The sequence below is a fragment of the Nocardia halotolerans genome, from assembly GCF_042650145.1.
Lineage (GTDB): Bacteria > Actinomycetota > Actinomycetes > Mycobacteriales > Mycobacteriaceae > Nocardia > Nocardia halotolerans.
Genome location: NZ_JBHSDL010000002.1, coordinates 18,078 through 40,029, shown reverse-complemented (window position 1 = coordinate 40,029; position 21,952 = coordinate 18,078). Strand labels below are relative to the sequence as shown.

Sequence of the window (21,952 nt, the reverse complement as noted above, 5' to 3'; positions counted from 1 at the left end):
GTCAGTCCGATTTCCTGGCGCGGCTGGGTTGTACTCGCGGCGGCTCGTTCGGCATCTTCGGGTACTGCGGGGGCCACGGTGCGTCCATCAGCCCCGCAGCCATGTCGCTTTCGGACATGGCAAGCAGCGGCTCGATCGACTGCGGGGAGCGCCCGGCCCAGGGGTCACCCCGTTCGGCGAGCCGGGCAGGCACGGTGGCCAGGGTCAGTTCGTCGGGCACCACGGTGTCGAGGTCGTCCCAGGTGATCGGCGTCGACACCTGACCGCCCACCTTGGGGCGCACCGACCAGGCGCCGAACACCGTCTTGTGGGGGGCGTTCTGGTTGTAGTCGATGAACACCCGGGTGCCGCGTTCTTCCTTCCACCACTGGGCGGTGATCTCCTCGGGGTGCCTGCGTTCGAGTTCCCTGGCCAGCGCCACCGCGGCGGCACGCACCTCGTAGCCGTCCCAGCGCGGCGCCAACATCGCGTAGATGTGCAGTCCGCGTGAACCGGAAGTCTTGACCCGGCAGTCGATGCCGAGTTCGGTGAGCAGTTCGCGGGTGCGTACGGCCGCGCGGCGCAGATCGTCGAAGCCGATGCCCGGCGACGGGTCCAGGTCGATGCGTAACTCGTCGGTGACGCGCAGGTCGGGCACGTGGTTGGGCCAGACGTGGAAGCCCAGGCACCCCTGGTTCACCGCCCACAGGACGTGCGCGAGATCGTGTGCCACCAGGGCGTCGCTGGTGGTGCCGTTGGGCGTGGACACCTCCACGGTCCGTAACCAGTCCGGTGCGGTCTTCGGCACCCGCTTCTGGAACCAGGATTTGCCCGAAGCGCCGTCGGGATAGCGTTCGAGCAGCACCGGGCGGTCACCGATCGCGCTCAGCAGTGGTGCGGCGACGGCCTGGTAGTAGCGCACCAGGTCGAGTTTGGTCTCACCCCGCTTGCTGAAATAGACCTTGTCGGGATGGCTGATCGTCACGGTGTGGCCGTCGACCTCGATCTCGGCGCCGGCGCTCACGACCGGACTCCGAAGATCGCGTCGAGTTCGGCCGGGGCCACCTCGTCGAGCTGAGCGTAGGTGCACGACTCGGGGGTGCGGTCGGGCCGGAAACGGACCAGCCGCCCACCGTGGCGGAATCGCCCCGACTGCACGTGCTCGTAGCGCACCTCGGCCACCAGTTCCGGGCGCAGCGGTTCCCACGACAGATCCTTGCCGCCGGTCCAACGGCTCACCCCGCCCGGCATCTTGCCCTCGGCCGCGGCCTGGGCGGCGGCGTCGGCCCAGTTGCGCCACGGATGTTCGGCCAGCGCGTTCTCGCGTAACGGCGCGAGCTCACCGAGCAGTTCGCGCCGCCGAGCGGCGGTGAAACTCGACGCGACCCCGACATGATGCAGATTGCCCTCGTCGTCGAAGAGACCGAGCAGCAGCGATCCCACGCCTTCGCCGTCCTTGTGCATCCGGTATCCGGCGACCACGCAGTCGGCGGTGCGCTCGTGTTTGATCTTGAGCATCACCCGTTTGTCCTGCTGATAGGGCAGGCCGTCGGCTTTGGCGATCACCCCGTCGAACCCCGCGCCCTCGAACCGGGTGAACCAGTCCTGGGCGATGTCGGGATCGTGGGTGATCGGCGTCAGATGGATCCGTCCCGGCGCCGCGTCGAGCAGCGACTCGAGCTCGCGGCGGCGTTCGGAGAACGCGACGGGGGTCAGGTCGCGATCATCGAGGGCGAGCAGGTCGAAGGCGACGAAACTCGCCGGCGTCTCGGCGGCCAGCTTGTTCACCCGCGACGCGGCCGGATGCAGGCGCTGCTGCAGGGTGTCGAAGTCGAGCCCCTGCTCGGTGACCACCACGATCTCGCCGTCGACGACACAGCGTTGCGGCAGTGCGGCCGCGAGTAGTTCCACGAGTTCGGGGAAGTACCGGGTGAGCGGGCGATCGTTGCGTGAACCCAGCTCGATCTCGTCGCCGTCGCGGAACACGATGCAGCGGAAGCCGTCCCACTTCGGCTCGTAACCGATGCCGGGTTCGCGCGGTAGTGACGGCGTCGACTTGGCCAGCATGGGACGCACTGGCGGCATCACCGGTAGATCCATCCGATCCTCCTCGCGGGTGTCTCACCCGTGTCGACGTCGCGAGCGCAGCCGATTCATCGGTGCTGGTGGAGATTGCTGCTCGAGGCGATCGTAGGCCGGGGGACCGACACGTGCGTGGACATCACGGGCGCGTTCGGCGGTGAGCTCAGCTGTCGAGCCACCCGTGTTCGTCGGCGAAGGTGGTGAAACGGTCGCGGATGGTGATGATCTCGGCGGCGGTGAGCGCCGGGGACGCCTCCAGCAGCAGCTCGGTGATCTGCCTGCGCATGTCCTCCGGATCGAGACGGTCACCGGTGCCATGGTCCCTGCGGGTTCTGGGGGCGGGTGCCGCCTGCCCGAGCGCCGTCAGATTGATCGCCTTGGGACCGCGATCGCCCTCGGTGACCTCGAATTCGAACAGCCTGCCCTGGCGCAGTTCGTCCTCGCCGAGGCCGATGTCGTTGACGTGGACGAACACATCCGGTCCGCCGTCATCGGGTCGGATGAATCCGAAACCCCGAGAACCATCGAAGGACACCAATTTCCCGACAGACACCGACCAACTCCTCGCTCCACGTGACCCGACGCCACTCTAACGCGGGGTTTGGGCGTTTTCGCCGGAAAGTGGATAGTCGGCGGGCCCCGGCGCCGGGTGGCCCGATCATGGTCACGATGCGGTAACTGTTTGTTCATATCCGCTCGTTAGCGTCCCGAATCTGTTCTACGAGTGCAGGAGGTCGCAGGCGAGTGGTCGGTCCCGGTGTGGGGATCAAGTCGGGGGGATACGACGTCGGTCGCGGCGTCCTGGTGGCGACGGAGCACACCAGGAGCACCGCATCGAGGTGTCATCGGCCACCGGTGGCGACACTGGTCGCGCGCCCGCGTCCGGCGTGGGTGCCGCTGGCGCCCGCGCAGGAACGGATGTGGCATGCCGCGCGCCTGGGCCGCTCGGCGGACTGGAATGTCGCGCGCGCCCTGCGGTTACGTGGCGCGGGTGTCGAAGTCGACGCCTTGCGTGCCGCGCTGATGTGCCTGGTGACCCGCCACGAACCGCTGCGCACCCGCTATCCGGCGACCGAGCACGGACCGGCTCAGCACGTCGTCGACCCGGCCGATGTCGTGCTCGACGTGACCGAGAGCGCCGTCACCGAGGCTGAACTCGGTTCCGCCGTCGCCGCGACGGCCACCGCCGCCTTCGACCTCGAGCGTGATCTGCCCATCCGGGCGCGCCTGCTTGTGCTCGCCCCCGACGATGTGGTGCTGGTACTGGTCGTGCACCACATCTCCGTCGACGGCCGCTCGATGCGCCCGCTGACCCGCGACCTGATCACCGCCTACCTCGCCTGCCGCGGCGGCACGGCACCGGACTGGTCGCCACTGCCGGTCACCTACACCGACTACACGCTGTGGAAGCACGCGCAGCTCGGCGAGTTCACCGACGAGTGGAGCCGGGCCACCCAGCAATTGCGCTACTGGGCCAACACTTTGGCCGGCCGACCCGCCCTGCTCGCCCTGCCCACCCGCGAACCGTCGTTCCCGCCGAGCGATCCGGCAGCCGGTGCGCTGCTGCCGATCTCCCTCGACGCCACGACCCATGCCGGTCTGTTGCGGTTGGCGCAGGAACGGCGGGCGAGCCTGTTCATGGTGCTGCAGGCGGCGTTCGCGGTGACAGTGGGCGCGTTCGCGCGCAGCACCGATGTCACCGTGGCCACCGCGGTCCCGGGCCGCGATCACCGCCTGCTCGACGAGCTGGTCGGCAACTTCTCCGACGACGTGCTGATGCGGGTGCGCCTGGACCGCGCCGCCGACGTCGACGAACTCATCGACCAGGTGCGCCGGGTCGCGCTGGCCGCCTACGCCCACCCCGACACTCCCAATCCCCGGCTCAAGCGCTGCTTGCCGCAGGATCCCGACCTGCCGCTGTTCCAGGCCACCCTCGTCCTGCAACGGGCCGACTCCCCGTGCCCGGCCACCGAGTCGGCTCCCGCACCGGGTTTGTCCGTCACCGAAGTGCCGACCGGGGTGGTGCGCGCCAAACATGACCTCGAGTTCGGGCTCACCGACCACTATGACGCGCTGGGCGTCGCGGCCGGCATCGACGGCTGCTTCCTGTACCCGACCGCACGTCTCGACGCCGACACCGCCGCCCGTTTCGTGGCCCGGTTCCGGACGGTGCTGGCCCTGCTCGCCGAGGGCTACCGTGGCCCGCTGGCGGCACTGCACGCGGTGACCGGTCGTCCCGCGCGCAGTGGCACCCGCCGCGCCCGGGTGGCGGTCTGATCAGCCCCGTTCGAGCGCGAATCCCGCGTCCCGCCAGGCGAGGATGCCGCCCGAGAGGCTGTACGCGTCGTAGCCGGCGTGTCGGGCCTGCGCCGCGAAACGCAGCGAGGTCTCACCGACCGGGCAGACGAACACCACCGGTCGCGAGCGGGGGAACGGCATGCCCTGGGTGAACATGTCGTCGAGCTGATCGTCACGGATGTTCAGCGAGCCGGGGACATGGCCCACCCGGTACGCCATCGCGCCGCGGGTGTCGACGACGGTCGGGCGCCCGGTGCGCTCGAGTTCGGCCAGCGCCTCGGGCGTGAGGGCGGGGGCCGCGGCGGTGTCGGCCGGGTCGGGCGCGGCCGGGTTCGCCGGCTTGCCGAACAGGTCCGGCCTGCGCTTCTCGAAGTAGGACAGATACGGTTCGAGCCGGTCGCACACGATCAGCACCGCCACCAGCGGCCGGCCGGGTGGACGCGGCGCCGCCGCGAGCGTGCGCAGAGCCGCGACGTACCCGGCGCCGCTGGTGGGTCCGGCCAGGACGCCGTACCCGTTGACCAGATCCAGGGTCGCCTCGATCGCCGAGGCGGAATCGACGGTGACGATGTCGTGGTAGAAGTCCGGCCGGAACAGGCCCACGTCCCACATCTCACGTTCGGACCGGATGCCGGGGATGAAGTCGTGACGGTCCGACACCACACCGATCGTGCGCAGTCGCGGATGGTGGGCCCGCAGCGCTGTGGCGGTGCCGCGGGTGGACCCGGTGGTCCCCAGACCGCCGATCAGATAGTCCAGTTCGGTACTGCCGGCCTCGGCCAGGTCGGCGGCGATCTCGGCGCCGGTGCCGTCGTGATGGGCCTCGATGTTGCGCTCGTTGGTGTACTGCGAGGGGTGATACCAGTGCGCGGGCGCCTGGCCGATGGTTTGCTCGATGACCGCCGAAACGTCGTCGGCCGCATGCGGGTCCGGGCATTCGGACAGTCCCGGCAGCTCCTTGACCTCGGTGCCGAGCAACTGCAACAGCGCGCGCACTTCGGCCACTCTGATCCGGTTGGTGACCGCCCGCAGTCCGATGCCGTGCACCGCACCGAGCACCCGCAGCGCCTTGGCGGTGTTGCCGCTCGAGGCCTCGATGAACGACCGCCCCTGTGTGGCGATCCGGTCGAGGTCGTCGCGGATCATGGTCCAGGCCACGCGGTCCTTCACCGACCCGAAAGGGTTGTGCGACTCCAGCTTCGCGTACAGCTCCACCTCCGCCAGCCCGTGCACGGCCGGGTCGAGTCGCAGCAGGGGAGTGTTGCCGATCAGCTCGGTGATGTGGTTGTAGACCATCACCGCACCTCGTCGCCGGGCCGGTAGACCGTGTCGGGGTAGAGCACGAATCGTCCGGCGCGGTGCCGCACTGCCACTCTCGCCGGTAGCGGATGCATGCTGGCCTGGGCGGCCGACAGATCCATGTGGTAGGCGCCGGTATTGGCGAACACCACCGGGTCACCCGGGTCCGGGAGCCGATCCACCCGCACCTGCCGCTGGGTGAGCAGGTCGCGCTCCAGACACAGGTGCCCGGCGAAATACACGCCGGTGGGCGAGGACTCGCCCGGTTCGCTCAGGACGAGGGGATCGATGAGCACCTCCTGATCGGCCGCGGTGACCGTGTCGCGACTGGCGTTGAGGTGGACCAGCGTCGTACCGCTACCCACTTGTTTGACGAATTCGACCTGGGTGACGGTGATCCCGGCGTGATCGACCAGCGCTTTGCCCGGCTCGAGCCACAGCTGCAGCAGATTGTCGGCCAGTACCGCGCTCACCGTCCGCCCGCCGTGTCCGGGCAGGGGCGCGGCGAGCAGTTCGCCGAGCATCGTCGGGGCCGACTCGGTATTGGCGTACTTGTGGAACACCGCTCGACCGTGCACCGTGCCGTCGGTGACCTGGTAGCCGAAAGAATTCAGCCCCCAGTGCACGGCGGGCCCCCGGCCCAGCAGGCCGACGCGCAGCGCCTGGTCATAGGCGTCGTAGGCAGCGGCATCGGCGGTGAAGACCTGACGCAACCCACCCCCGATGTCGAGCACGGTCGGGGTCAGGCCGTGCGCGTACGCGCGCTCGAGCACCGTCAGGCAGTCGCCGACCGCGGCCACGCGCTCCTGGGTGGCCGCGGTGTCGAGGTGGAACGCCACACCGAGTAGCCGCAGGCGGTCGCGGTGCCGGGTCAGCAGCTCGAACGCGCGTTCCACTTCGGTGTGGTCGATGCCGAACCGGCTCGGCGCGCTCGCCGCGAAACCCGACAGCCGCAGCAGCACCGGCACGGTGGTCTCCGCCATCTCGGCGATGGTCGACAGCTCCCACAGATTGTCCACATTGATCGTCACCCCCGCCGCGAGCGCGGCCCGCAGCAGCGCGGCGCCCTTGGGGCCGGTGACCTCGATCCGGTCGGACCCGAAACCGGCCGTCAGCGCCGAACGCAACTCCTGTGCCGAGGCCACGTCGATCCCGATCCCGGCGTGCGCGGCGGTGGCCGCCAGTGCCGCCGACCGGTTCACCTTGTGCGCGTAGCAGATTCGATACCCGCCCGGCACGCCATCGAGAACAGTGCGCAGCGCGGTGAGGTTGTCGGCGAACACCTGCGGGAACACCAGGTGCAGCGGCGAACCGAAGCGTCGCAGTGCCGCGCGCACTGCCACCCGGTCATCGAGGAAGGCGGCGACGAGCGGATGCAGGGCGGCGGGAACAGCGGGCGGGCTCATCCCACCGGCGCCCCCGGCACCGCCGCGGGCACGTCGTCGACGGGGTGGTAACCGCTGTCGCGCAGGGCTTCGAATACCCGGGAGCGGTGGCGTGGGCTGCGAATCCGCGCGATCACCCGCTTGGCCGCCAGGTCGATCTCGACGACCGGGATGTCCATCGACTCGAGCAGTGCGGTGATGGTGCGCACGCAGTGCTGACAACTCATGTCGGGAACGTAGAACACGCTGTCGTCGCCGATCGGCGCATCCTCGACGGTCACTGCCGTGGTGTCCTCGACGACGCGCACCGTCTCGGCGAGCGCGGTGAAGGTCTCGACGAACCGGTCGACCACCGTCGCCAGCACCGGTTGCGCCGCGCCGTCGACCGCGTGGGCGGCCAGGCAGGTGGGGTGGGTGCCCGGCGTGAGCAGGGCGTACTGGCGTGAGATGAGATCCAGGTCGTCGTGGTACTTGGCGACCGCTGCCTCGGTGTCGAGACCCTCCTCGGTGGTGGCGCGGCGCATCACCGCGTGCGCGTCGGCGAGGGTGGCGTCCTTCATCGCCCGCAGCACCGCCACCGACTCGGCGGTGTAACGCACACTCCCGTCGGTCTGGGTGGCGAAACGGACCGGGATCATGCCGCGCCGGAAGGTGGAGGCCTGCAACTCCCAGAACCAGCGGGTCGCGACGGCCGCGAAGACGCCGGAATCGCGCAGCCCGCCGGCGAATTCGGTGATGCTGCGGTAGGGCGTGTCGGCGGCGATGAGGCCGTGCTGGACCAGTGCGCGCCCGGTGGCCTCCACCCCGACCCGGAAGATCTCGTGCGGGTCGTGGTCGGTGGTCGTGGCGGCGAGCACCGCGTGATCGTGCGAGGACAGCGCTGCCGCCCGCTCGCCCAGTTCCGACACGGCCAGCGAATGCCACAGGGCCAGTACGGTTTCGCGCGCGACCACCGCGAGTGCGGGACCGGCGCCCGCCCGGTGGTAGTAGGCGGTGTTGGGGATGCCCGCGCTGTCGGTCCAGGTGATGCGGTGCGTGGCGCTGGTGACCTGCTCGGGACGGCACGGCCGCATGAACCGTTCCAGATACATCCGCTGCGATCGGGTCAGGGTTCGGCCGTGCTCAGGCTGTAAAGCGGTGGCCCGGAAGCTGATCCGGGCATCGGTGGGTGTGGGAACGGTACCGAGAAGCCCGGGTGTGGCCAGGCGGGCGAGTATCCCGGATGCGGCGCGGCGGTCGTAGTGCGGCGTGGCCATCGTTTCTCCTCGGCTGCGGGACAGGTCGGTCTCAGCGCCCGTGCCCGGCGATGCCGGCCACACACGCCACGAAGCGGTCGATCTCGTCGAGGGTGTTGTAGAGGTGGGTGCTCACCCGCACCGAGCCCGCCGCCGGATCAGCGCCGGGGACACAGTGCGCCCCCGTTCGCACCAGGAAACCGGACTCGGTCAGCACGAAACCCAGATCGGCCGCGCTGATCCCGTCGAGGGTTAACGACACGATCCCGTAGCCGACCGCGCACCCCGCGTGCGCGGGGCCGGGCAGGAACTCCACGCCGGGCACCGTGCGCAACCCCTCGATCAGGCGCAGCGTGAGCTGGCGATTGTGCGCGGCCACCGCGAACAGGTCGAGCTCGTCGAGCAGATCGAAAGCCGCCGCGAGCGAGAGGATTCCGGGAATGTTGTGCGTTCCGCCCTCGAGCAACTCCGGCATCCCGGTGCTCAGCAGGCCGGCCTCGGTGGCCCGGACACCGGAATGCCCGCCCGGCAGAAACGGGCGCAGCCGGTCGTGTACGCGCCGCCGGCAGTACAGCAGCCCGGTGCCGGGCGCGCCGAACATCTTGTGTCCGGCGAACACCGCGAAGTCGGCGTCGAGCGCGGTCACGTCGACGGGCAGGTGCCCACCGCTCTGTGCGCAGTCGAAGCACAGCGCGATCGCGGGATCGATCCGGCCGCGCAGCTCCTCGAGGGTGCTCAGCCCGCCGTACACGTGATGCAGGTGGCTGGTGGTGATCAACCGGGTACGCGGACCCACCTGTGCCAGGATGTCGTCCACATCGGCTTCGCCGGTGCGCGTGCTGCCGTAGGGGCGCAACACTATTCGGCGACCGAACCGGGCGAGGGTGTCGCGTAGGTGTAGCCACGGCAGCACATTGGCGGCATGGTCGGCGGGGTTGTAGAGGATTTCGTCACCGTCGTCGAGGACCGCCAGCCCCCAGCTGTGCGCGATCGCGCCGAGCGCGGCCGTCGCTCCGCCGGTGAACACGATCTCGTCCGGGTGGCGGGCCCCGAGGAAACCGGCCGCGCGGGTGCGGATCGCGGCGATGCGCGCGGCCAGGGTGGTGGACCACCCATAACTCCCGCGGCCGGCGTTGGCGGTGTGCTCGCTGAGGTAACCGGTGACCGCGGCGATCACGGTATCGGGCTTCTGTGTGGTGGCGGCGCTGTCGAGGTACACGACCCCGGGATCGGCGAGCGCGGGGAAGCGGTCCCGGACCGTGCCGGGCACCGGGGTGGGTGCGTGCCGGGTCCCCGGTACGGCGACGAGCTCGGGCCGGAGGGGGTGCACGTGATCAACGATACGCGCGGACAACGCTTTTCGGGGCGAGCCCGGTGTCAGTACCTGCCCTGCAGGTAGTCCACGAGCTGCTCGCGTTCGGTGGCGAGCTCGGTGATCTCGCTCTTCACCACATCCCCGATGCTCACGATGCCGATCAGCCGGTTGTCCTGCACCACGGGCATGTGCCGCACGCGGTGTTCGGTCATCACATCGCGCAGTGAGGACACGTCGTCGTCCGGGCCGCAGGTGCGCACCTGCACGGTCATGATGTCGGCGACGGGCCGATCGAGCAGCGGGGCGCCCTCGGCATCGAGGCGGCGCACCACATCACGTTCGGACACGATGCCGGCGATCGTCTCGGCATCGGGCGAGACCACCACCGCGCCGATATTGCGTTCGGTGAGCACCGAGAGCAGGGCGCGCACCGTGGTGTGCGGTGCCACCGTGGTCACCGTCGTTCCCTTGTTCCGCAGGATCTCCGCTATCCGCATTGTCGCTCACCTCGCGTTCGCGCCGATACTGCTGTTCAGCATGCCCGTCTCAGGCTGCGCTGACCAGCACAAACGCGTTACGACGAACTATCAGTCGTCCAGGCCGGCAGACAGATAGGCCGCCGCGGCCAACCATTGACGGCACTGCGGTCCGTGCACGTCGTGCTGGCGCAACATCTCGCGGGCCTGGCGGTAGGTGAGCCCGTAGGGCTCGTCGTCACAGGCCGCGCCCGGTGCGCCCGGTGCGCCCGGTGCGGCCAGGTATCGCGGGATCTCGAGCTCGGCGGTGCCGGCCGAGATCCGGCGGGGTGGTCTAAACGGAATGCTCATCCGAGGGCCCCTCGCATCCGGCGGCGGAGGTCGCCCGGCCGAGGCCGGTGACCCCCGGTGATCTTGCCGCGAGTCTACGGCCGTCTCTTTTGCAAATGCAAGCACATCTGCACAGTCAATCCGGCCGCGTCGGCCCGTGATCGGGTTGTCGCCCTTGAGAATTCAGGGGACTGGACGTCACCTTGTGAACGCAATCCGGATGGTCCTGGACCGAACCTACCGATCGGTGCGCGGTGCCGTCACGCGTGTTAGTGTCCGCATCGCGCAGTGCAGATGCAAGAACGTTTGTGCGTGCATCTGCAATTTTCGTACTGATGGGCATCATTGAGGAACGAGGAGTGTTGCATGTCCGGAATGCACCATGATCAGCGCGAACGGCCGCGCGAGAGCGAGTGGCGCAAGAGCACGTTCAGCAACCCCAGCGGCAATTGCGTCGAGGTTGCCGAAGCGGCCGACGGTTCGGTCGCGGTACGCAACTCCCGTGACCCGCAGGGGTCGGTGCTGTTCTATACGCGACCCGAGATCGACGCGTTCATCCGCGGCGCGAAGGCCGGAGAGTTCGACTATTTGACCCGCTGATCGGTAAGATCGGCGTCCATGACGGCTGAACCCGACGAGATCGGTCGCGTGCAACCGGTTGTCGACCGCGGACCCACCGTGCTGCGTATCGCACTCGGTGGCCAACTGCGTAAACTGCGCGAAGGCAAGGGCATCACCCGCGAGGCCGCGGGTGATGCGATCCGCGGCTCCCATGCGAAGATCAGCCGACTCGAGCTGGGTCGCACCGGTTTCAAAGAACGCGACATCCGCGACCTGCTCACCCTCTACGGCGTGCTCGACCCCGCCGAACGCGAGTCGTTCTTCGAACTCGCCAGGCAGGCAAGCGAACCCGGCTGGTGGCACCGCTACAGCGACCTGCTGCCCTCCTGGTTCAGCACCTACCTCGGGCTCGAGCAGGCGGCCAGCCAGATCCGGACCTACGAGGCGCAGTTGGTGCCCGGGCTGCTGCAGACCCCGGACTACACCAGGGCGATCGTCGCCCTGGGCTACGAGGATGCCGACACCGACCGCCGCGTGCAGGTCCGGCAGCGCCGCCAGGACGTGTTGCGCCGTGTCGACCCGCCGATCGTGTGGGCGGTGATCGACGAGGCCGTGCTGCACCGCCCGATCGGCGGCCGCGAGGTACACCGGGCTCAGCTGCAGTATCTGGTGGAGCTGTCGATGCTGCCGAACGTCACCGTGCAGGTGCTGCCGTTTTCGGCCGGCGGGCATGCCGCGGCGGGTAGTTCGTTCAGCATCCTGCGCTTCGCCGAGCCCGAACTGCCCGACATCGTCTACCTCGAACAGCTCACGAGTGCGCTCTACCTCGAGCGCAGGCAGGATCTCGCGCTGTACCTGTCGGTGATGGATCAGCTCAGCGTGCAGGCCGAACGTCCGGACCGTTCGCGCGAGATCCTGCTCGAGTACGCCGAGCGGGCCTGATCGTCAGGCCGGTCTGATCGTCGGGCTGGTCTGATTGTCGGAAAGCAGGCGCGCCGCGTTCAGTAGCGGATGCAGCCCGCGGCGATTCGCCAGAAGGTGTCGGGCGCCAGCACCTGCAGATCCCAGTCGTCGGCCATTTCGTGCGCGGTACTCACGATGCGGTCGATGTCGAAATCATTGCGGGTCGCCGCGCCGGTGGATTCCACGGCATCGATGACGAAGGCGACCGCGGTTTCTCTGGAGCACCCTGCGGTGACGGAGTAGGTGGTCGCTGCGCGATCAGCGAGGCCGTAACGGCCATTGGTGTGGTTCATGTTGAACGCCCCTGTGTGTAGGCAGTGGCAAACCCGAGGCAACTGTGGCCTCGGGAGTGCCGCTCGCGGCCTCCCCTGACTGTCCCCTGAATTGTGTTGCGGCCCTGAGTTTAGGACGGAGTCACTTTCAGATGCAAGCACATCTGTACTATCGATTCGGTCTCGATGCGAGGGCTTTCCCGGCTTCTGAGCGGCGAATCCGCGGTTGCGGCTCCGCGTTCACAACACCCTCGGCCGCGAATGCGGGTATGACCGGCTCGAAGCCGTTCCGTCCGTGCCCCGCTTTTCGGCCGGCCCTGCGCCGTTCGGGTGATTCTCGCTGAAATCTATTGCGATAGTTAATTTCCGGCTACTCGATCGCGGCGACGGCGGCGTCGATCGGATCCGGCCCGGATACCATTTCGAGAGTCCGCCGAATGGTGTTGTCCGCCACCAAGATCGCCGCGATGGTCGCGGCGACATCGGCGCGTGGTACCGCGGCGCGCGGAACCGGGGGCGGGCCGAGCGTGATCTGACCGTTGCCTTCGGCATCGGTGAGCGCGCCGGGCCGCAGAATCGTCCAGTCCAGGGCGCGTGCGGTGAGATCCTGTTCGGCCCTGGTCTTGGCGTCGATATAAGCGGCCCACACCTCATCGGTGCCCGCGGCCGGTGACTGACCGGCGCCCATCGACGAGATCTGCACGAACCGGCGTGCCCCGCTCTGCTCGGCGGCCACGGCCAACCGCACCGAGCCATCGAGATCGACGGCGTACTTGCGCGCGGCGCCGCTGCCCGGGCCCGCGCCCGCGGCGAACACCACCGCCTCCGACCCGGCCACCGCCGCCGCGAGATCGTCGGGGGTGTCGCGTTCGATGTCGAAGATGACCGGCACGCCGCCGGTCGCGGCGATATCGGCGGCCTGGCCGGGATCCCGGATCAGCGCGTGCACCTGATCGCCGCGCCTGGTCAGTATCCGGGCGAGCTGCAGAGCGATCTTGCCGTGTCCACCGGCGATGACGACGCGCATGTCAGTGCTCCTTTCGGGCGGTCCGGCGACGCTCAGCGTTCCGGGCCGCCGGGGTTGCAATTCGCCGACACCGTGGCCGAATAACCGACGGCGGGCCGCCACGGTTCGAGATTCCAGCTCGGTTTGTCCGGCGCCACCATCCTCGCCCACACCCAGTGGCAGATGAACTGGTCGCGCATTCCCGGCGCGTCGGCGCCGGCATCGAGGGCCAGCACTTCCTGCCAGGCCGCCTCATCGGTGCCGGGCGCGGCGGTGTTGCGGCCCGCCTCGGTCGGGAAGACCCGTAGCCGCGCACCATCGATGTTCTCGGTCCAGGACACACGATCGATCAGCGGCAGACCCGCATACGGGTCGACTGTGGTGGTGGGTGGCGCGACGGTGACCGGCACCGGATTCACCGTCGTCGTCGGGGTGGCGGAGGGGGTCCGGATGTCCACGTCGCGGTCCGGCGATCCGCACCCGGCAACCGCGGCCAGCACCAGCACAGCGAGTGCGGGGCGATACCGTGCCACCGAGATCCCTCCTGTCCGCGGCCCCGGACGCGGCCGCCCGGCCAGCCTAGTGCGGCGAGCCGGGCGGTGACGGTGGTGCGGGTCTCAGTGCCAGAGCGATCGACAGGGCAACCTGCGCAATCCGGGGCCCACCCGGCCGTCGACGGTGACCAGTAGCCCGGAGTGCACGGCCGCCGAGGTGAATTCCCACGCCTCGGCATGGGTCGCCGCGTACTCGAGCACCATCGCGTCCTGCGGGGTCGGGCCGTCGAAGTACACGGTGATGCGCCGGGTCGGTATCTCGCCACCCTCGATGCGGTGTGGTGTGGCGGCGATGTTCTCGTCGAGGGGAATCATGGCGTGCTCCTTTCGCCCCGGCACTGCTGGGCGCCTTCCTACTCGACGGTAGGCCCGACACCATCGGGCAGAACATGTTCTGCGTATGCGCTGTAGATCTCACAATCGGCCCAGCGCGGCGGCGGTGCGTCCGCCCTGCCGTATTCACCTCCGGTCACAACTGTCCCGGTCGGGCCCTGTGAGCTCCGCCGAGGTCTTCCGGATGCGGTATCGCCGAGACACGGTACCGGCAAGTATCTGACCCCACGGCAACGACACGGGAGGACAGCCGCATGAACCGCTTCGCCGCGGCACGACGCACTCGGCGCCGCCGCACCCTGCTGGCCGGACTCACTGCAGCGGTCCTGGTCGCCGCCCCCGCGGCCGCAGGCCACGGGGCGCCGCTGTACCCGAGCCCGGACCCCGACCCCTTCTACGCCCAGCCGGCCGATCTGTCCGCCACCAGCCCAGGCGACGTGCTCGAGGTGCGGCCGATGCCGCCGCTGGCGATGTTCCCCGACACCACCGTCACCCTGGTCAAGTTCCGGTCGACGAATTCCACCGGCGAACCGATCGCCGCCACCACCACGGTGCTGCAGCCGAACAACCACCGACGCGACGCCCCGGTGCTGTCCTATCAGCACATCATCAACGGTCTCGGCGTGCGCTGTTCGGTGTCCAAAGTCCTCTACACCGATGACCCGGATCTGATGGTACGTGAAGCGGTGGCCTGGAACGTGGCACTGCGGCGCGGCTGGACGATGGTCCTGCCCGATCATCTCGGCCCCGACTTCGCCTACGGTGCGGCGAAATTGGGAGGTCAGGTGACCCTCGACGGAATTCGGGCGATTCGCAAGGTCGAGCGGTTGCAGGTGGGCGAGAGCCGGGTTGCGATGGCCGGCTACTCCGGTGGCGGGATGGCGACCGCGTGGGCGGCGGCACTGCAACCGGAGTACGCCCCCGAACTCGAGATCGCCGGCGCCGCCATGGGCGGAGTGCCGATGAACCTGGTGTCGATGCTCGAGGGGCTCGGTTTCGGTGCGCACCCGGTATTCGGTCTGGCCCTGGCCGCCGGGATCGGGCTGGAACGTGAATACCCCGATAGGTTTCCGATCAGCGAGCAGATGAATGCCCGCGGTTTGGCGGCCAGGGCCTCGATCGCCGATGCCTGCACCAACGGCATCCTCTCCGCGGGCGCAGGTCGCGGCATCCTCGACTTCGCGGCCACCACCTCACTGACCGAGGACCCGCGGGCGCGCGCGGTGGTCGAGGAGAACAGTCTCGAGCTCTACCCCGGTGCGCCGACAATGCCTGTCTTCGAATGGCATTCGCCCATCGATGCGCTCATCCCGGTCGACGCGATCACCGCCACTGTGGCCCGCTGGTGCGCGGCGGGCACCCCGGTGGTGGCCGAGGCGACCCCCACCCCCGACCACCTGACCGCAGCCGTACTCGGACTGCCTTCCGCGCTGAGATGGCTCGAGGGCCGGCTGCAGGGGGAACCGGCGCCCAGCACCTGCTGAGCCCGGTTGGGATCGGGCCGTCGCCGCGTGCCCCGACGCGGTGACGGCCCGATCGTTGTTGCGATCGGGCCGCAGTGCGCACACGAGTCGGGCACGACGCCGATGCCGCAGTGTCGTTGCGGCGTACCGTGATTGCACTGACGAGGGCGCATTGGGGGAGGTTCGGCGGGAATTCTGAGCACCGCATCGTCGCGCGTCAGCTGACGAATCCGATGTGCCACCCGAAGGCGTGTGAGTGCCATGAGATCTGTGCGTGTCCTGATCTGTTCGATTCTTCTGACCTGCTCGTTCGCCGCCGGCCCGGCCACGGCCGAGCCGCCGCCGTTGCCGGGCACTCCGGAGTTTCTGCCCGGCCTGCAGCAATGGATCGATCAGGTGCTCCCGTCACCGATCACCCCGGCCGCCGATCCGGCGACCGAACTCGCGGCGCTGCACGCGGCGGTGCTGCCCACCCCGGTCGGTGATCCGATGTTCGACCACTGGCCCGTGGACCTGGCCGAATCAGCCCCGGGGGAGCTGATCGAAACCCGCGATGTCACCGCCGTGGCCGCGCCGCTGACCCTGGTGCCGATCCGATCGGCGACGCTGCTGAAATTCCGCACCGCCGACGCGCACGGCAAGCCCTCCTTCGCCACGGCTACGCTGCTCGTGCCCGCCACCGACTGGACCGGTGACGGCGACCGGCCGGTACTGGTGAACAACCTGCCGATCGACGCACTGGGCGTCAAGTGCACCCCGGGCTACACCCTGGCGCACGGGCTTTCGACCCAGTCCAGCATGACCGAGTTCCTGCCACCCACCACTCAGCTGGCCGTGTTGCGTGGGTACGCGGTGCTGGTGCCCGATCACCAAGGACCCCGGATGGCCTACGCCGAACCGTATGTGGCCGGGCACGCGGTGCTCGACGCGATCCGGGCCGTGCGCGGCCTGGACGCACCCGCCTACGACGCGAGCCGCTTTGCGATCACGGGTTATTCCGGCGGCGCCATCGCCACGCACGGCGCGGCCAAACTGCTCGGTTCCTACGCACCCGAGCTCGCCGAGGTGATCGTCGGCGCCGCGCTGGGCGGGGTGCCCGCCGATTTCGAAATCCTCGCCCGCAGTATGAATGCGAATCTGGCCTCGGGCATCTTCATGGCCGCGACCCTGGCGATCGGCCGGGAACGTCCCGAAATCCTGGCGGCGATGAACAATCTGGGGCGCTGGGTGGCCACCTCGTTCATGAAGGATCAGTGCGTCAACGTGTTCGCGGTGCCGGGCGTGCTGCACCTGCCCATCGACGTGGGCGCCAACATCGCCGACCCGTTGCGCTCGGAACTGGCCACCAGCATCTACGAGGTGACCCGGATGGGTGGAATGCGTTCGGCCACACCGCTCTACATCTACAACGGCGAACAGGAGTTCTGGATCCCGGCCGAAGGCGCCCGCAACCTCTACACCGAGCAGTGCGCGCTCGGAGCGAACGCGGTCTACCGCGGTGTGCCCGGCGAGCACATCATCGGCGCGGTCACCGGATACCCGGAGGCGATGCACTGGCTCGACGAGCGTTTGCTGGGATTCGCCGCCCGCAGCGAATGCTGACCGACGCGGAGACCACCGATATTTCCTGTGTCGCGTCATGGGGCGGATTCCAGAAGGGTGGTGACCTACCCAGAACACTGCCGGGATTCGAAATGCGATGAATTCCCGGGCTTACGTTCATTGCGGTTTCGACAAGCCATTCGTTGTCCCGATCGAAATGGGGAGACGAATTATCGAATCGCACAGGAAGATACGCCAACGATGAAATCTCCCAGTCGCCGACGCACGCTACAGACGGCGGTGCTCACCGGCGTCAGCGCGCTCGCCGTCGTGCTCACCGGCTCCGGGGCGGGCGCGGCCCCCACCACCGCGCCGACCGAACAGGCACTCGCCGACCTCATCGCCTCCGGCCGTTCGGTCGCGGGCCCCAGCGGCAGCGCGGGCACCGGCTCGGCCTGCACCTCCGGCAGTGGCGCCGGCTCGGGCAACGGCTCGGGTGACTGCTACGGGGGCTCGGGTTCGAGTTCGGGTTCCTCGGGCGGAAAAGCCACCGACACCATCGGTCACGGCCCCGCGCAGACCTCGTTCCTGGGCGCCTTCGCCTACGGCCTGGGCAACGGCGACGCCGCACCGCCCGGTGCCAACGATTGGGACTGCAAGCCCACCGCCGACAAGCCGCGCCCGGTCGTGTTGCTGCACGGCACCTGGATGAACGCCTACAACGGCTACGCCTTCATGGGGCAGCCGATCAAGGACGCCGGGCTGTGCACCTTCACCTTCAACTACGGCCGCTCCGGCCTGGTCGAGGGCGGTGGCCTCGGCTCGGTGCTGCCCGGGGTGATGGGCACCGGCTACATCCAGGACTCCGCCGATCAGCTCGCCACCTTCGTGGACCGGGTGCTCGCGGCCACCGGCTCCGACGAGGTCGACATCGTCGCCCACTCCCAGGGCGGTGCGATGGCCAACTGGTACACCAAATACGACGGCGGCGCCGACAAGGTGAAAAACCTGGTCACCTATGGCGCCACCCATCACGGCACCAGCCTCGTCGGCATCGGCGCTCTGGGCCGCATGATCAACAACCTGGGTATCGATATCCTGGGCTTCATCGAGATCTTCGTCGGGCACGCAGGCATCCAGCAGACCATCGGCTCGGACTTCGTCAACGAACTCAACGCCGACGGCGACACCGTGGCCGGGGTCGACTACACCGTGGTGGGCACCCGCTACGACGAGGTCACCAACCCCTACGACCTGACCTTCCTCGAGGCGGGGCCGGGTGCGACCGTGCAGAACATCACCCTGCAGGAGGGCTGTGAGCAAGATGCTTCCGACCACCTGACCATGATGTACTCCCCGCGCGCACTGTCGATCGCGCTGCGCGCCATCGATCCCGCGGGCGGCCATGAACTCGTGTGCGCCTTCAACCCCTGGCTGGTCGGAGGTGGCGGCTCCCTCTGAGAACGAGAAAGGCGCTGCCCGCTTGTCGCGGGCAGCGCCTTTCGGTGTCGGTCTCAGGCGGCGGTGCTGCGGTAGCTGCGCGCGACGAGCGCCGAACGCAGGTACCACAGGCCCGAGGGTTGAGTGGGATCGAAACCGGTGAGCTGGCCGATCCGCTTGAGCCGGTAGTCGACAGTGTTGGTGTGCACGTGCAGCACCCTGGCGGTGCGCTGGCGGTTGAGATTGTTGGCAATGTGGCGTTGCAGGGTCTCGAGCAGTTCCGGGTACTGGTCCAGCGGATCGAGCAGTGAGCCGAGGAATTCGCGGCCGGGGCCGGGACGGGTCAGCTGGTATTCCAGCGCGAGTTCGTCGAAGCGGTACAGACCCGAGGTGACGTCGAGCCGCTGCACCATGTCGAGCAACTCGTGCGCCTGGTCGGCGGCGTCGGGAATGCCGGTGGTGACGGTCTCCACCAGCGCGGCGGTGATGCCGACCTGGGCGGCCTGGGAGAGCTGGGCGACGAGCGCGGCCAGGCCCTCGCGGTCGAAGGTCGCCGCCGGAATGAGAACTGTGCCGCCGTCGACGCTGAGCAACGACAGCGCCGAGTCACCGCAGCGCTTGGCCAGTTCGGCCTGCACCCGGCGCAGTTTGCGCCGAGCCACCACCTTGGCGTCGAGGGCGGGGTTGGCCTCCTCCCGGTGCGGCGGGATCGTCAGCGCCAGCACGGCGTAGTTGTCGGCGATCGCGATCCCGCATTCGCGCGCCATCGTGGAGGTGCTGTGCCCGCCCAGCAACGCCGAGGTGAGGGTGTGCACCGCGGTGTGGTGTTCGCTGACCACGCCCCGCAGTTCGCGCACGTAGGCCAGCGAGACCTGGGCGGTGATGGTGTCGAGCATCTCCATCACCATCTTCACTCCGTCGACCAGGTTGTCGTAGTCCTTCACCGACGCGCTCGACACCACCAGGTCCAGGCCCATCTTGAAGCCCTCGGCGATCGAGTGGTGGATCGTGTCGATCGGGACGCCCTCGCGGGCCCAGCCGCTGGCCGCGTCCTGCAATCGCTGCAGCTTGATCGGGATGTCGCGGCCGTCGAGCATGCTCACGGCGAATTCCAGACAGATCCGGGTGATGGTGGTGACGTCGCCGGAGATGGCGTCGCCCGGCAGCGTGCCGCAGGGGGCCACGTTCTCGACGAAATGTCCCACCATCTGCCGTGACAAGGCACGGACGTCCTTGAGTGGAGACGACATCGGCCGACCCGAGATGGTCAGCGATTGCCGGGATGGATTGTGAACGGACATCTGGTTCCCTTCGCCCTGTTTCGGCTGTACCCCCGCTGTCCAGCCAGTTCACCCTAGCCAAGGCCGCCGGAAACCGGAATGAATTGTCAGGTTCTGGGTACCCGAGGTACGGCAACCCGCCCGGATGGTGCCCGATCACAAGTCTGGTCCATCGCTATCACTGGTTGTAGAGTTCTCCGCGCCGCGACGATCCGATAGGGGGCACCACGAATGCGACCTGCCGTCCGTTGTCTGGTCTGGGAACTGGACGAAACCCTCTGGGACGGTGTGGTCCACGACCGGACCGACGCCGCGCTGCGCGATTCGGCGCTGCGTACGCTCACGAAGCTGAGCGAACGTGGCGTGCTGCACGCCGTCGCGGCCCGTGGCGACCGCGCGTGCACGCTGCGCACGCTCTACCGGCACGGCCTCTACGAGATGTTCTCCGCCGTCGAGGTGGGGTGGGGCCGCAAGTCGGCCGCCATCGTGCGGATCGCAGGCACCCTGGGCTTCGGTTTGGACGCGCTGGCCTTTCTCGACCCCGAGCCGGTGGAACGCGCGGAGGTGTCGCGGGCGCTGCCGATGGTGCGCTGCTACGCGGCCCGCAATGTCGACATGCTGCCCCTGCTCCCGGAGTTCCGCCACGACCTGCGCCCCGGGCCCCTGCCGACCCCGCCGTTGGGTTTCGCCCGCGTCCCCGCGTTCTGACCCGAGCGGGCTGCGCGCACTGCGATCTCGCGGTCGGTGCGTATCGGCAGTGACCGCGCGATTGCATCGACTGCCGAAAGCCGGTGTGGGCGATCAGCCCGGGGGCATCGACAGTCTGAGCGCCGCCAACCGTGCCGGCGCCGCGATCACGTCATAGGCGGTGATGCGCCCGTCGCGCACGGTGAAGGTGACCGCGAACAGCGGTCTCCCCGCCCGGGCCACCACCAGCCCCGGCCGCCCGTTCACCAGCAGCATCTCCGCGGCCCGCGAGCGCTCCCGCAGCACGACCGTGCCCTCGGCGACCGCTGCCGCACCCCGCACCACCGCCGCCATCCCCGGTGGCAGCGCCGCCGGATCGGCCGTGCGCACCACCTCCGGAGCCAGAATCGCCAGCAGGCCGGCCAGGTCACCTCCGCGCGCGGCCCGCAGGAACGCCGTCACCAACACCCGCTGCTCGGCCAGTTCGGCCGCGGTGATCTCGGCCGGTGCGTGCACCCGCTGCCTGGCCCGGCTGGCGAGCTTCTTCGCGGCCACCGGCGTGCGCCCGAGCACCGCGGCGATCTCGGCGAAGGGCACCGCGAACAGATCGTGCAGCACGAACGCGACCCGCTGCTCGGGGCTCAACGCGTCGAGCACCACCAGCAGGGCCCGGCCCACTTCGTCCGCGTGCACGGCCTCGGCCGCCGGATCGTCGCGCGCATCGGTCCCGGGCGGCTCGGGTGCCGCGTCGGCGGTGACCTCGGCGCGCCGGGCTCGCGCACGCAGCACATCCAGGCAGATCCGCGACACGACAGTGGTGAGCCAACCGTCGAGATCGGTGACGACGGTGCCGGTGCCCGCGGTGCGCAGCCAAGCCTCTTGCACCGCGTCCTCGGCTTCGGCGGTGGCGCCCAGCATTCGGTAGGCCAGGCCGCGCAGCCGGTCACGGCGCTGTTCGAATGCGAGCGCGAGCAAATCCTGGTGCATCGGTCACCTTTCGACAGCGCCGGTCGTCATCGGATCGGACGGCAAACGCCGTCGTGATCCCCCGGCGGGCGCATCCACTGTGGCAGACCGCCCGCCACCGAAGACCGGAGGACCGTTCCGATGCACACCATTCATGTCGTCGTCACTGTGTGCGCCGCCCTGGCGGCCCTGGCCGCGGCGGTGATCGATGTCGTTCGCGCGGACTGGGTCCGCACGAACATGCGGCAATACGGCATCGCCCCGTGGGCGCTGACCCCGTTGGCCGTGATCAAGGCCGTCGGCGGCCTCGGTCTGCTCGCCGGGCTGGCCTATCGGCCCCTGGCCGTGGCCGCCGCGGCCGGGCTGGTGCTGTACTTCCTGGGCGCCGAACTCACGGTGCTACGAGCTCGCTGCTACGCCCACCTCGGCTACCCGGCGCCGTACCTGCTGCTCGCCGCCGCGTCGCTGACCGCGGCCCTGGTATGA

23 protein-coding genes are annotated in these 21,952 nt (G+C 69.1%); 8 read left to right on the top strand and 15 right to left on the bottom strand.

Annotated features, from left to right (window positions below; all coding sequences use genetic code 11):
* Position 1 precedes the first annotated feature (1 nt).
* The 3 genes from ligD to ACFO5K_RS01180 form a co-directional block, all read right to left on the bottom strand.
* Positions 2 to 1,003, bottom strand: coding sequence for a non-homologous end-joining DNA ligase (gene ligD, locus ACFO5K_RS01190; RefSeq protein WP_378555223.1), 1,002 nt, complete (start codon positions 1,001 to 1,003; stop codon positions 2 to 4).
* Positions 1,000 to 2,079 carry an ATP-dependent DNA ligase gene (locus ACFO5K_RS01185; RefSeq protein ID WP_378555222.1) on the bottom strand — a complete coding sequence of 360 codons (1,080 nt, stop codon included), beginning with the start codon at positions 2,077 to 2,079 and terminating at the stop codon, positions 1,000 to 1,002. Before ACFO5K_RS01185 ends, ligD begins: the two co-directional genes overlap by 4 nt.
* A gap of 145 nt (positions 2,080 to 2,224) precedes the next feature.
* Entirely contained in the window at positions 2,225 to 2,614 is a 390-nt protein-coding gene (locus tag ACFO5K_RS01180) for a cold-shock protein (RefSeq protein WP_378555221.1), read from the bottom strand.
* A gap of 302 nt (positions 2,615 to 2,916) precedes the next feature.
* Here ACFO5K_RS01180 and ACFO5K_RS01175 point away from each other — a divergent pair, with 302 nt between their 5' ends.
* Positions 2,917 to 4,338 (top strand): condensation domain-containing protein, encoded by a 1,422-nt coding sequence (locus tag ACFO5K_RS01175; RefSeq protein WP_378555220.1) that lies wholly within the window; start codon positions 2,917 to 2,919, stop codon positions 4,336 to 4,338.
* Here the strand turns inward: ACFO5K_RS01175 and ACFO5K_RS01170 are convergent, their stop codons facing one another.
* The 6 genes from ACFO5K_RS01170 to ACFO5K_RS01145 all read right to left on the bottom strand — a co-directional run bounded on the left by ACFO5K_RS01170 (position 4,339) and on the right by ACFO5K_RS01145 (position 10,420).
* The gene (locus tag ACFO5K_RS01170) at positions 4,339 to 5,655 is read right to left on the bottom strand and encodes a pyridoxal-phosphate dependent enzyme (RefSeq protein ID WP_378555219.1); all 1,317 of its coding nucleotides are present in this window, start codon (positions 5,653 to 5,655) and stop codon (positions 4,339 to 4,341) included. It lies immediately after the preceding gene.
* Positions 5,655 to 7,064 carry an alanine racemase gene (locus tag ACFO5K_RS01165; RefSeq protein WP_378555218.1) on the bottom strand — a complete coding sequence of 470 codons (1,410 nt, stop codon included), beginning with the start codon at positions 7,062 to 7,064 and terminating at the stop codon, positions 5,655 to 5,657. Before ACFO5K_RS01165 ends, ACFO5K_RS01170 begins: the two co-directional genes overlap by 1 nt.
* Positions 7,061 to 8,299 carry a heavy-metal-associated domain-containing protein gene (locus ACFO5K_RS01160; RefSeq protein ID WP_378555217.1) on the bottom strand — a complete coding sequence of 413 codons (1,239 nt, stop codon included), beginning with the start codon at positions 8,297 to 8,299 and terminating at the stop codon, positions 7,061 to 7,063. The genes ACFO5K_RS01165 and ACFO5K_RS01160 overlap by 4 nt, the downstream gene beginning before the upstream one ends.
* Positions 8,300 to 8,330: 31 nt before the next feature.
* Entirely contained in the window at positions 8,331 to 9,608 is a 1,278-nt protein-coding gene (locus ACFO5K_RS01155) for an aminotransferase class V-fold PLP-dependent enzyme (RefSeq protein ID WP_378555216.1), read from the bottom strand.
* Positions 9,609 to 9,655: 47 nt separating this feature from the next.
* Complete coding sequence (locus ACFO5K_RS01150) at positions 9,656 to 10,090, bottom strand: CBS domain-containing protein (protein ID WP_378555215.1); 435 nt, start codon at positions 10,088 to 10,090, stop codon at positions 9,656 to 9,658.
* Positions 10,091 to 10,180: 90 nt separating this feature from the next.
* Positions 10,181 to 10,420 carry a hypothetical protein gene (locus ACFO5K_RS01145; protein ID WP_378555214.1) on the bottom strand — a complete coding sequence of 80 codons (240 nt, stop codon included), beginning with the start codon at positions 10,418 to 10,420 and terminating at the stop codon, positions 10,181 to 10,183.
* A gap of 345 nt (positions 10,421 to 10,765) precedes the next feature.
* Between ACFO5K_RS01145 and ACFO5K_RS01140 the strand changes: the two genes are divergently transcribed.
* Together ACFO5K_RS01140 and ACFO5K_RS01135 are read left to right on the top strand one after the other, a co-directional pair.
* A complete protein-coding gene (locus ACFO5K_RS01140; RefSeq protein WP_378555213.1) occupies positions 10,766 to 10,999 on the top strand; it encodes a DUF397 domain-containing protein in 234 nt (77 codons plus the stop codon).
* 18 nt (positions 11,000 to 11,017) lie between these two features.
* Positions 11,018 to 11,902 carry a helix-turn-helix domain-containing protein gene (locus tag ACFO5K_RS01135; protein WP_378555212.1) on the top strand — a complete coding sequence of 295 codons (885 nt, stop codon included), beginning with the start codon at positions 11,018 to 11,020 and terminating at the stop codon, positions 11,900 to 11,902.
* A gap of 59 nt (positions 11,903 to 11,961) precedes the next feature.
* Here ACFO5K_RS01135 and ACFO5K_RS01130 read toward each other — a convergent pair whose 3' ends face one another.
* The 4 genes from ACFO5K_RS01130 to ACFO5K_RS01115 all read right to left on the bottom strand — a co-directional run bounded on the left by ACFO5K_RS01130 (position 11,962) and on the right by ACFO5K_RS01115 (position 14,070).
* Positions 11,962 to 12,216 (bottom strand): hypothetical protein, encoded by a 255-nt coding sequence (locus tag ACFO5K_RS01130; protein WP_378555211.1) that lies wholly within the window; start codon positions 12,214 to 12,216, stop codon positions 11,962 to 11,964.
* Positions 12,217 to 12,565: 349 nt separating this feature from the next.
* The gene (locus ACFO5K_RS01125) at positions 12,566 to 13,222 is read right to left on the bottom strand and encodes an NAD(P)H-binding protein (RefSeq protein WP_378555210.1); all 657 of its coding nucleotides are present in this window, start codon (positions 13,220 to 13,222) and stop codon (positions 12,566 to 12,568) included.
* 32 nt (positions 13,223 to 13,254) lie between these two features.
* Positions 13,255 to 13,734 (bottom strand): DUF2599 domain-containing protein, encoded by a 480-nt coding sequence (locus tag ACFO5K_RS01120; RefSeq protein ID WP_378555209.1) that lies wholly within the window; start codon positions 13,732 to 13,734, stop codon positions 13,255 to 13,257.
* An 84-nt stretch (positions 13,735 to 13,818) separates the two neighbouring features.
* Positions 13,819 to 14,070, bottom strand: a complete 252-nt coding sequence (locus ACFO5K_RS01115) for a hypothetical protein (protein ID WP_378555208.1) — start codon at positions 14,068 to 14,070, stop codon at positions 13,819 to 13,821.
* A 272-nt stretch (positions 14,071 to 14,342) separates the two neighbouring features.
* Here ACFO5K_RS01115 and ACFO5K_RS01110 point away from each other — a divergent pair, with 272 nt between their 5' ends.
* The 3 genes from ACFO5K_RS01110 to ACFO5K_RS01100 all read left to right on the top strand — a co-directional run bounded on the left by ACFO5K_RS01110 (position 14,343) and on the right by ACFO5K_RS01100 (position 18,554).
* Complete coding sequence (locus tag ACFO5K_RS01110; protein ID WP_378555207.1) at positions 14,343 to 15,572, top strand: lipase family protein; 1,230 nt, start codon at positions 14,343 to 14,345, stop codon at positions 15,570 to 15,572.
* 240 nt (positions 15,573 to 15,812) lie between these two features.
* Positions 15,813 to 17,153, top strand: a complete 1,341-nt coding sequence (locus ACFO5K_RS01105) for a lipase family protein (RefSeq protein ID WP_378555206.1) — start codon at positions 15,813 to 15,815, stop codon at positions 17,151 to 17,153.
* 201 nt (positions 17,154 to 17,354) lie between these two features.
* On the top strand, positions 17,355 to 18,554 hold the full coding sequence (locus tag ACFO5K_RS01100) for an esterase/lipase family protein (RefSeq protein WP_378555205.1): 1,200 nt from the start codon (positions 17,355 to 17,357) through the stop codon (positions 18,552 to 18,554).
* 53 nt (positions 18,555 to 18,607) lie between these two features.
* On the opposite strand, the gene ACFO5K_RS01095 is transcribed toward ACFO5K_RS01100, so the two are convergent.
* A complete protein-coding gene (locus ACFO5K_RS01095) occupies positions 18,608 to 19,783 on the bottom strand; it encodes a PucR family transcriptional regulator (RefSeq protein WP_378555204.1) in 1,176 nt (391 codons plus the stop codon).
* A 261-nt stretch (positions 19,784 to 20,044) separates the two neighbouring features.
* Between ACFO5K_RS01095 and ACFO5K_RS01090 the strand changes: the two genes are divergently transcribed.
* Positions 20,045 to 20,521 (top strand): hypothetical protein, encoded by a 477-nt coding sequence (locus tag ACFO5K_RS01090; protein ID WP_378555203.1) that lies wholly within the window; start codon positions 20,045 to 20,047, stop codon positions 20,519 to 20,521.
* Between the two features lie 93 nt (positions 20,522 to 20,614).
* On the opposite strand, the gene ACFO5K_RS01085 is transcribed toward ACFO5K_RS01090, so the two are convergent.
* On the bottom strand, positions 20,615 to 21,487 hold the full coding sequence (locus ACFO5K_RS01085; RefSeq protein WP_378555202.1) for a sigma-70 family RNA polymerase sigma factor: 873 nt from the start codon (positions 21,485 to 21,487) through the stop codon (positions 20,615 to 20,617).
* Positions 21,488 to 21,607: 120 nt separating this feature from the next.
* Here ACFO5K_RS01085 and ACFO5K_RS01080 point away from each other — a divergent pair, with 120 nt between their 5' ends.
* Positions 21,608 to 21,952 (top strand): DoxX family protein, encoded by a 345-nt coding sequence (locus ACFO5K_RS01080; protein WP_378555201.1) that lies wholly within the window; start codon positions 21,608 to 21,610, stop codon positions 21,950 to 21,952.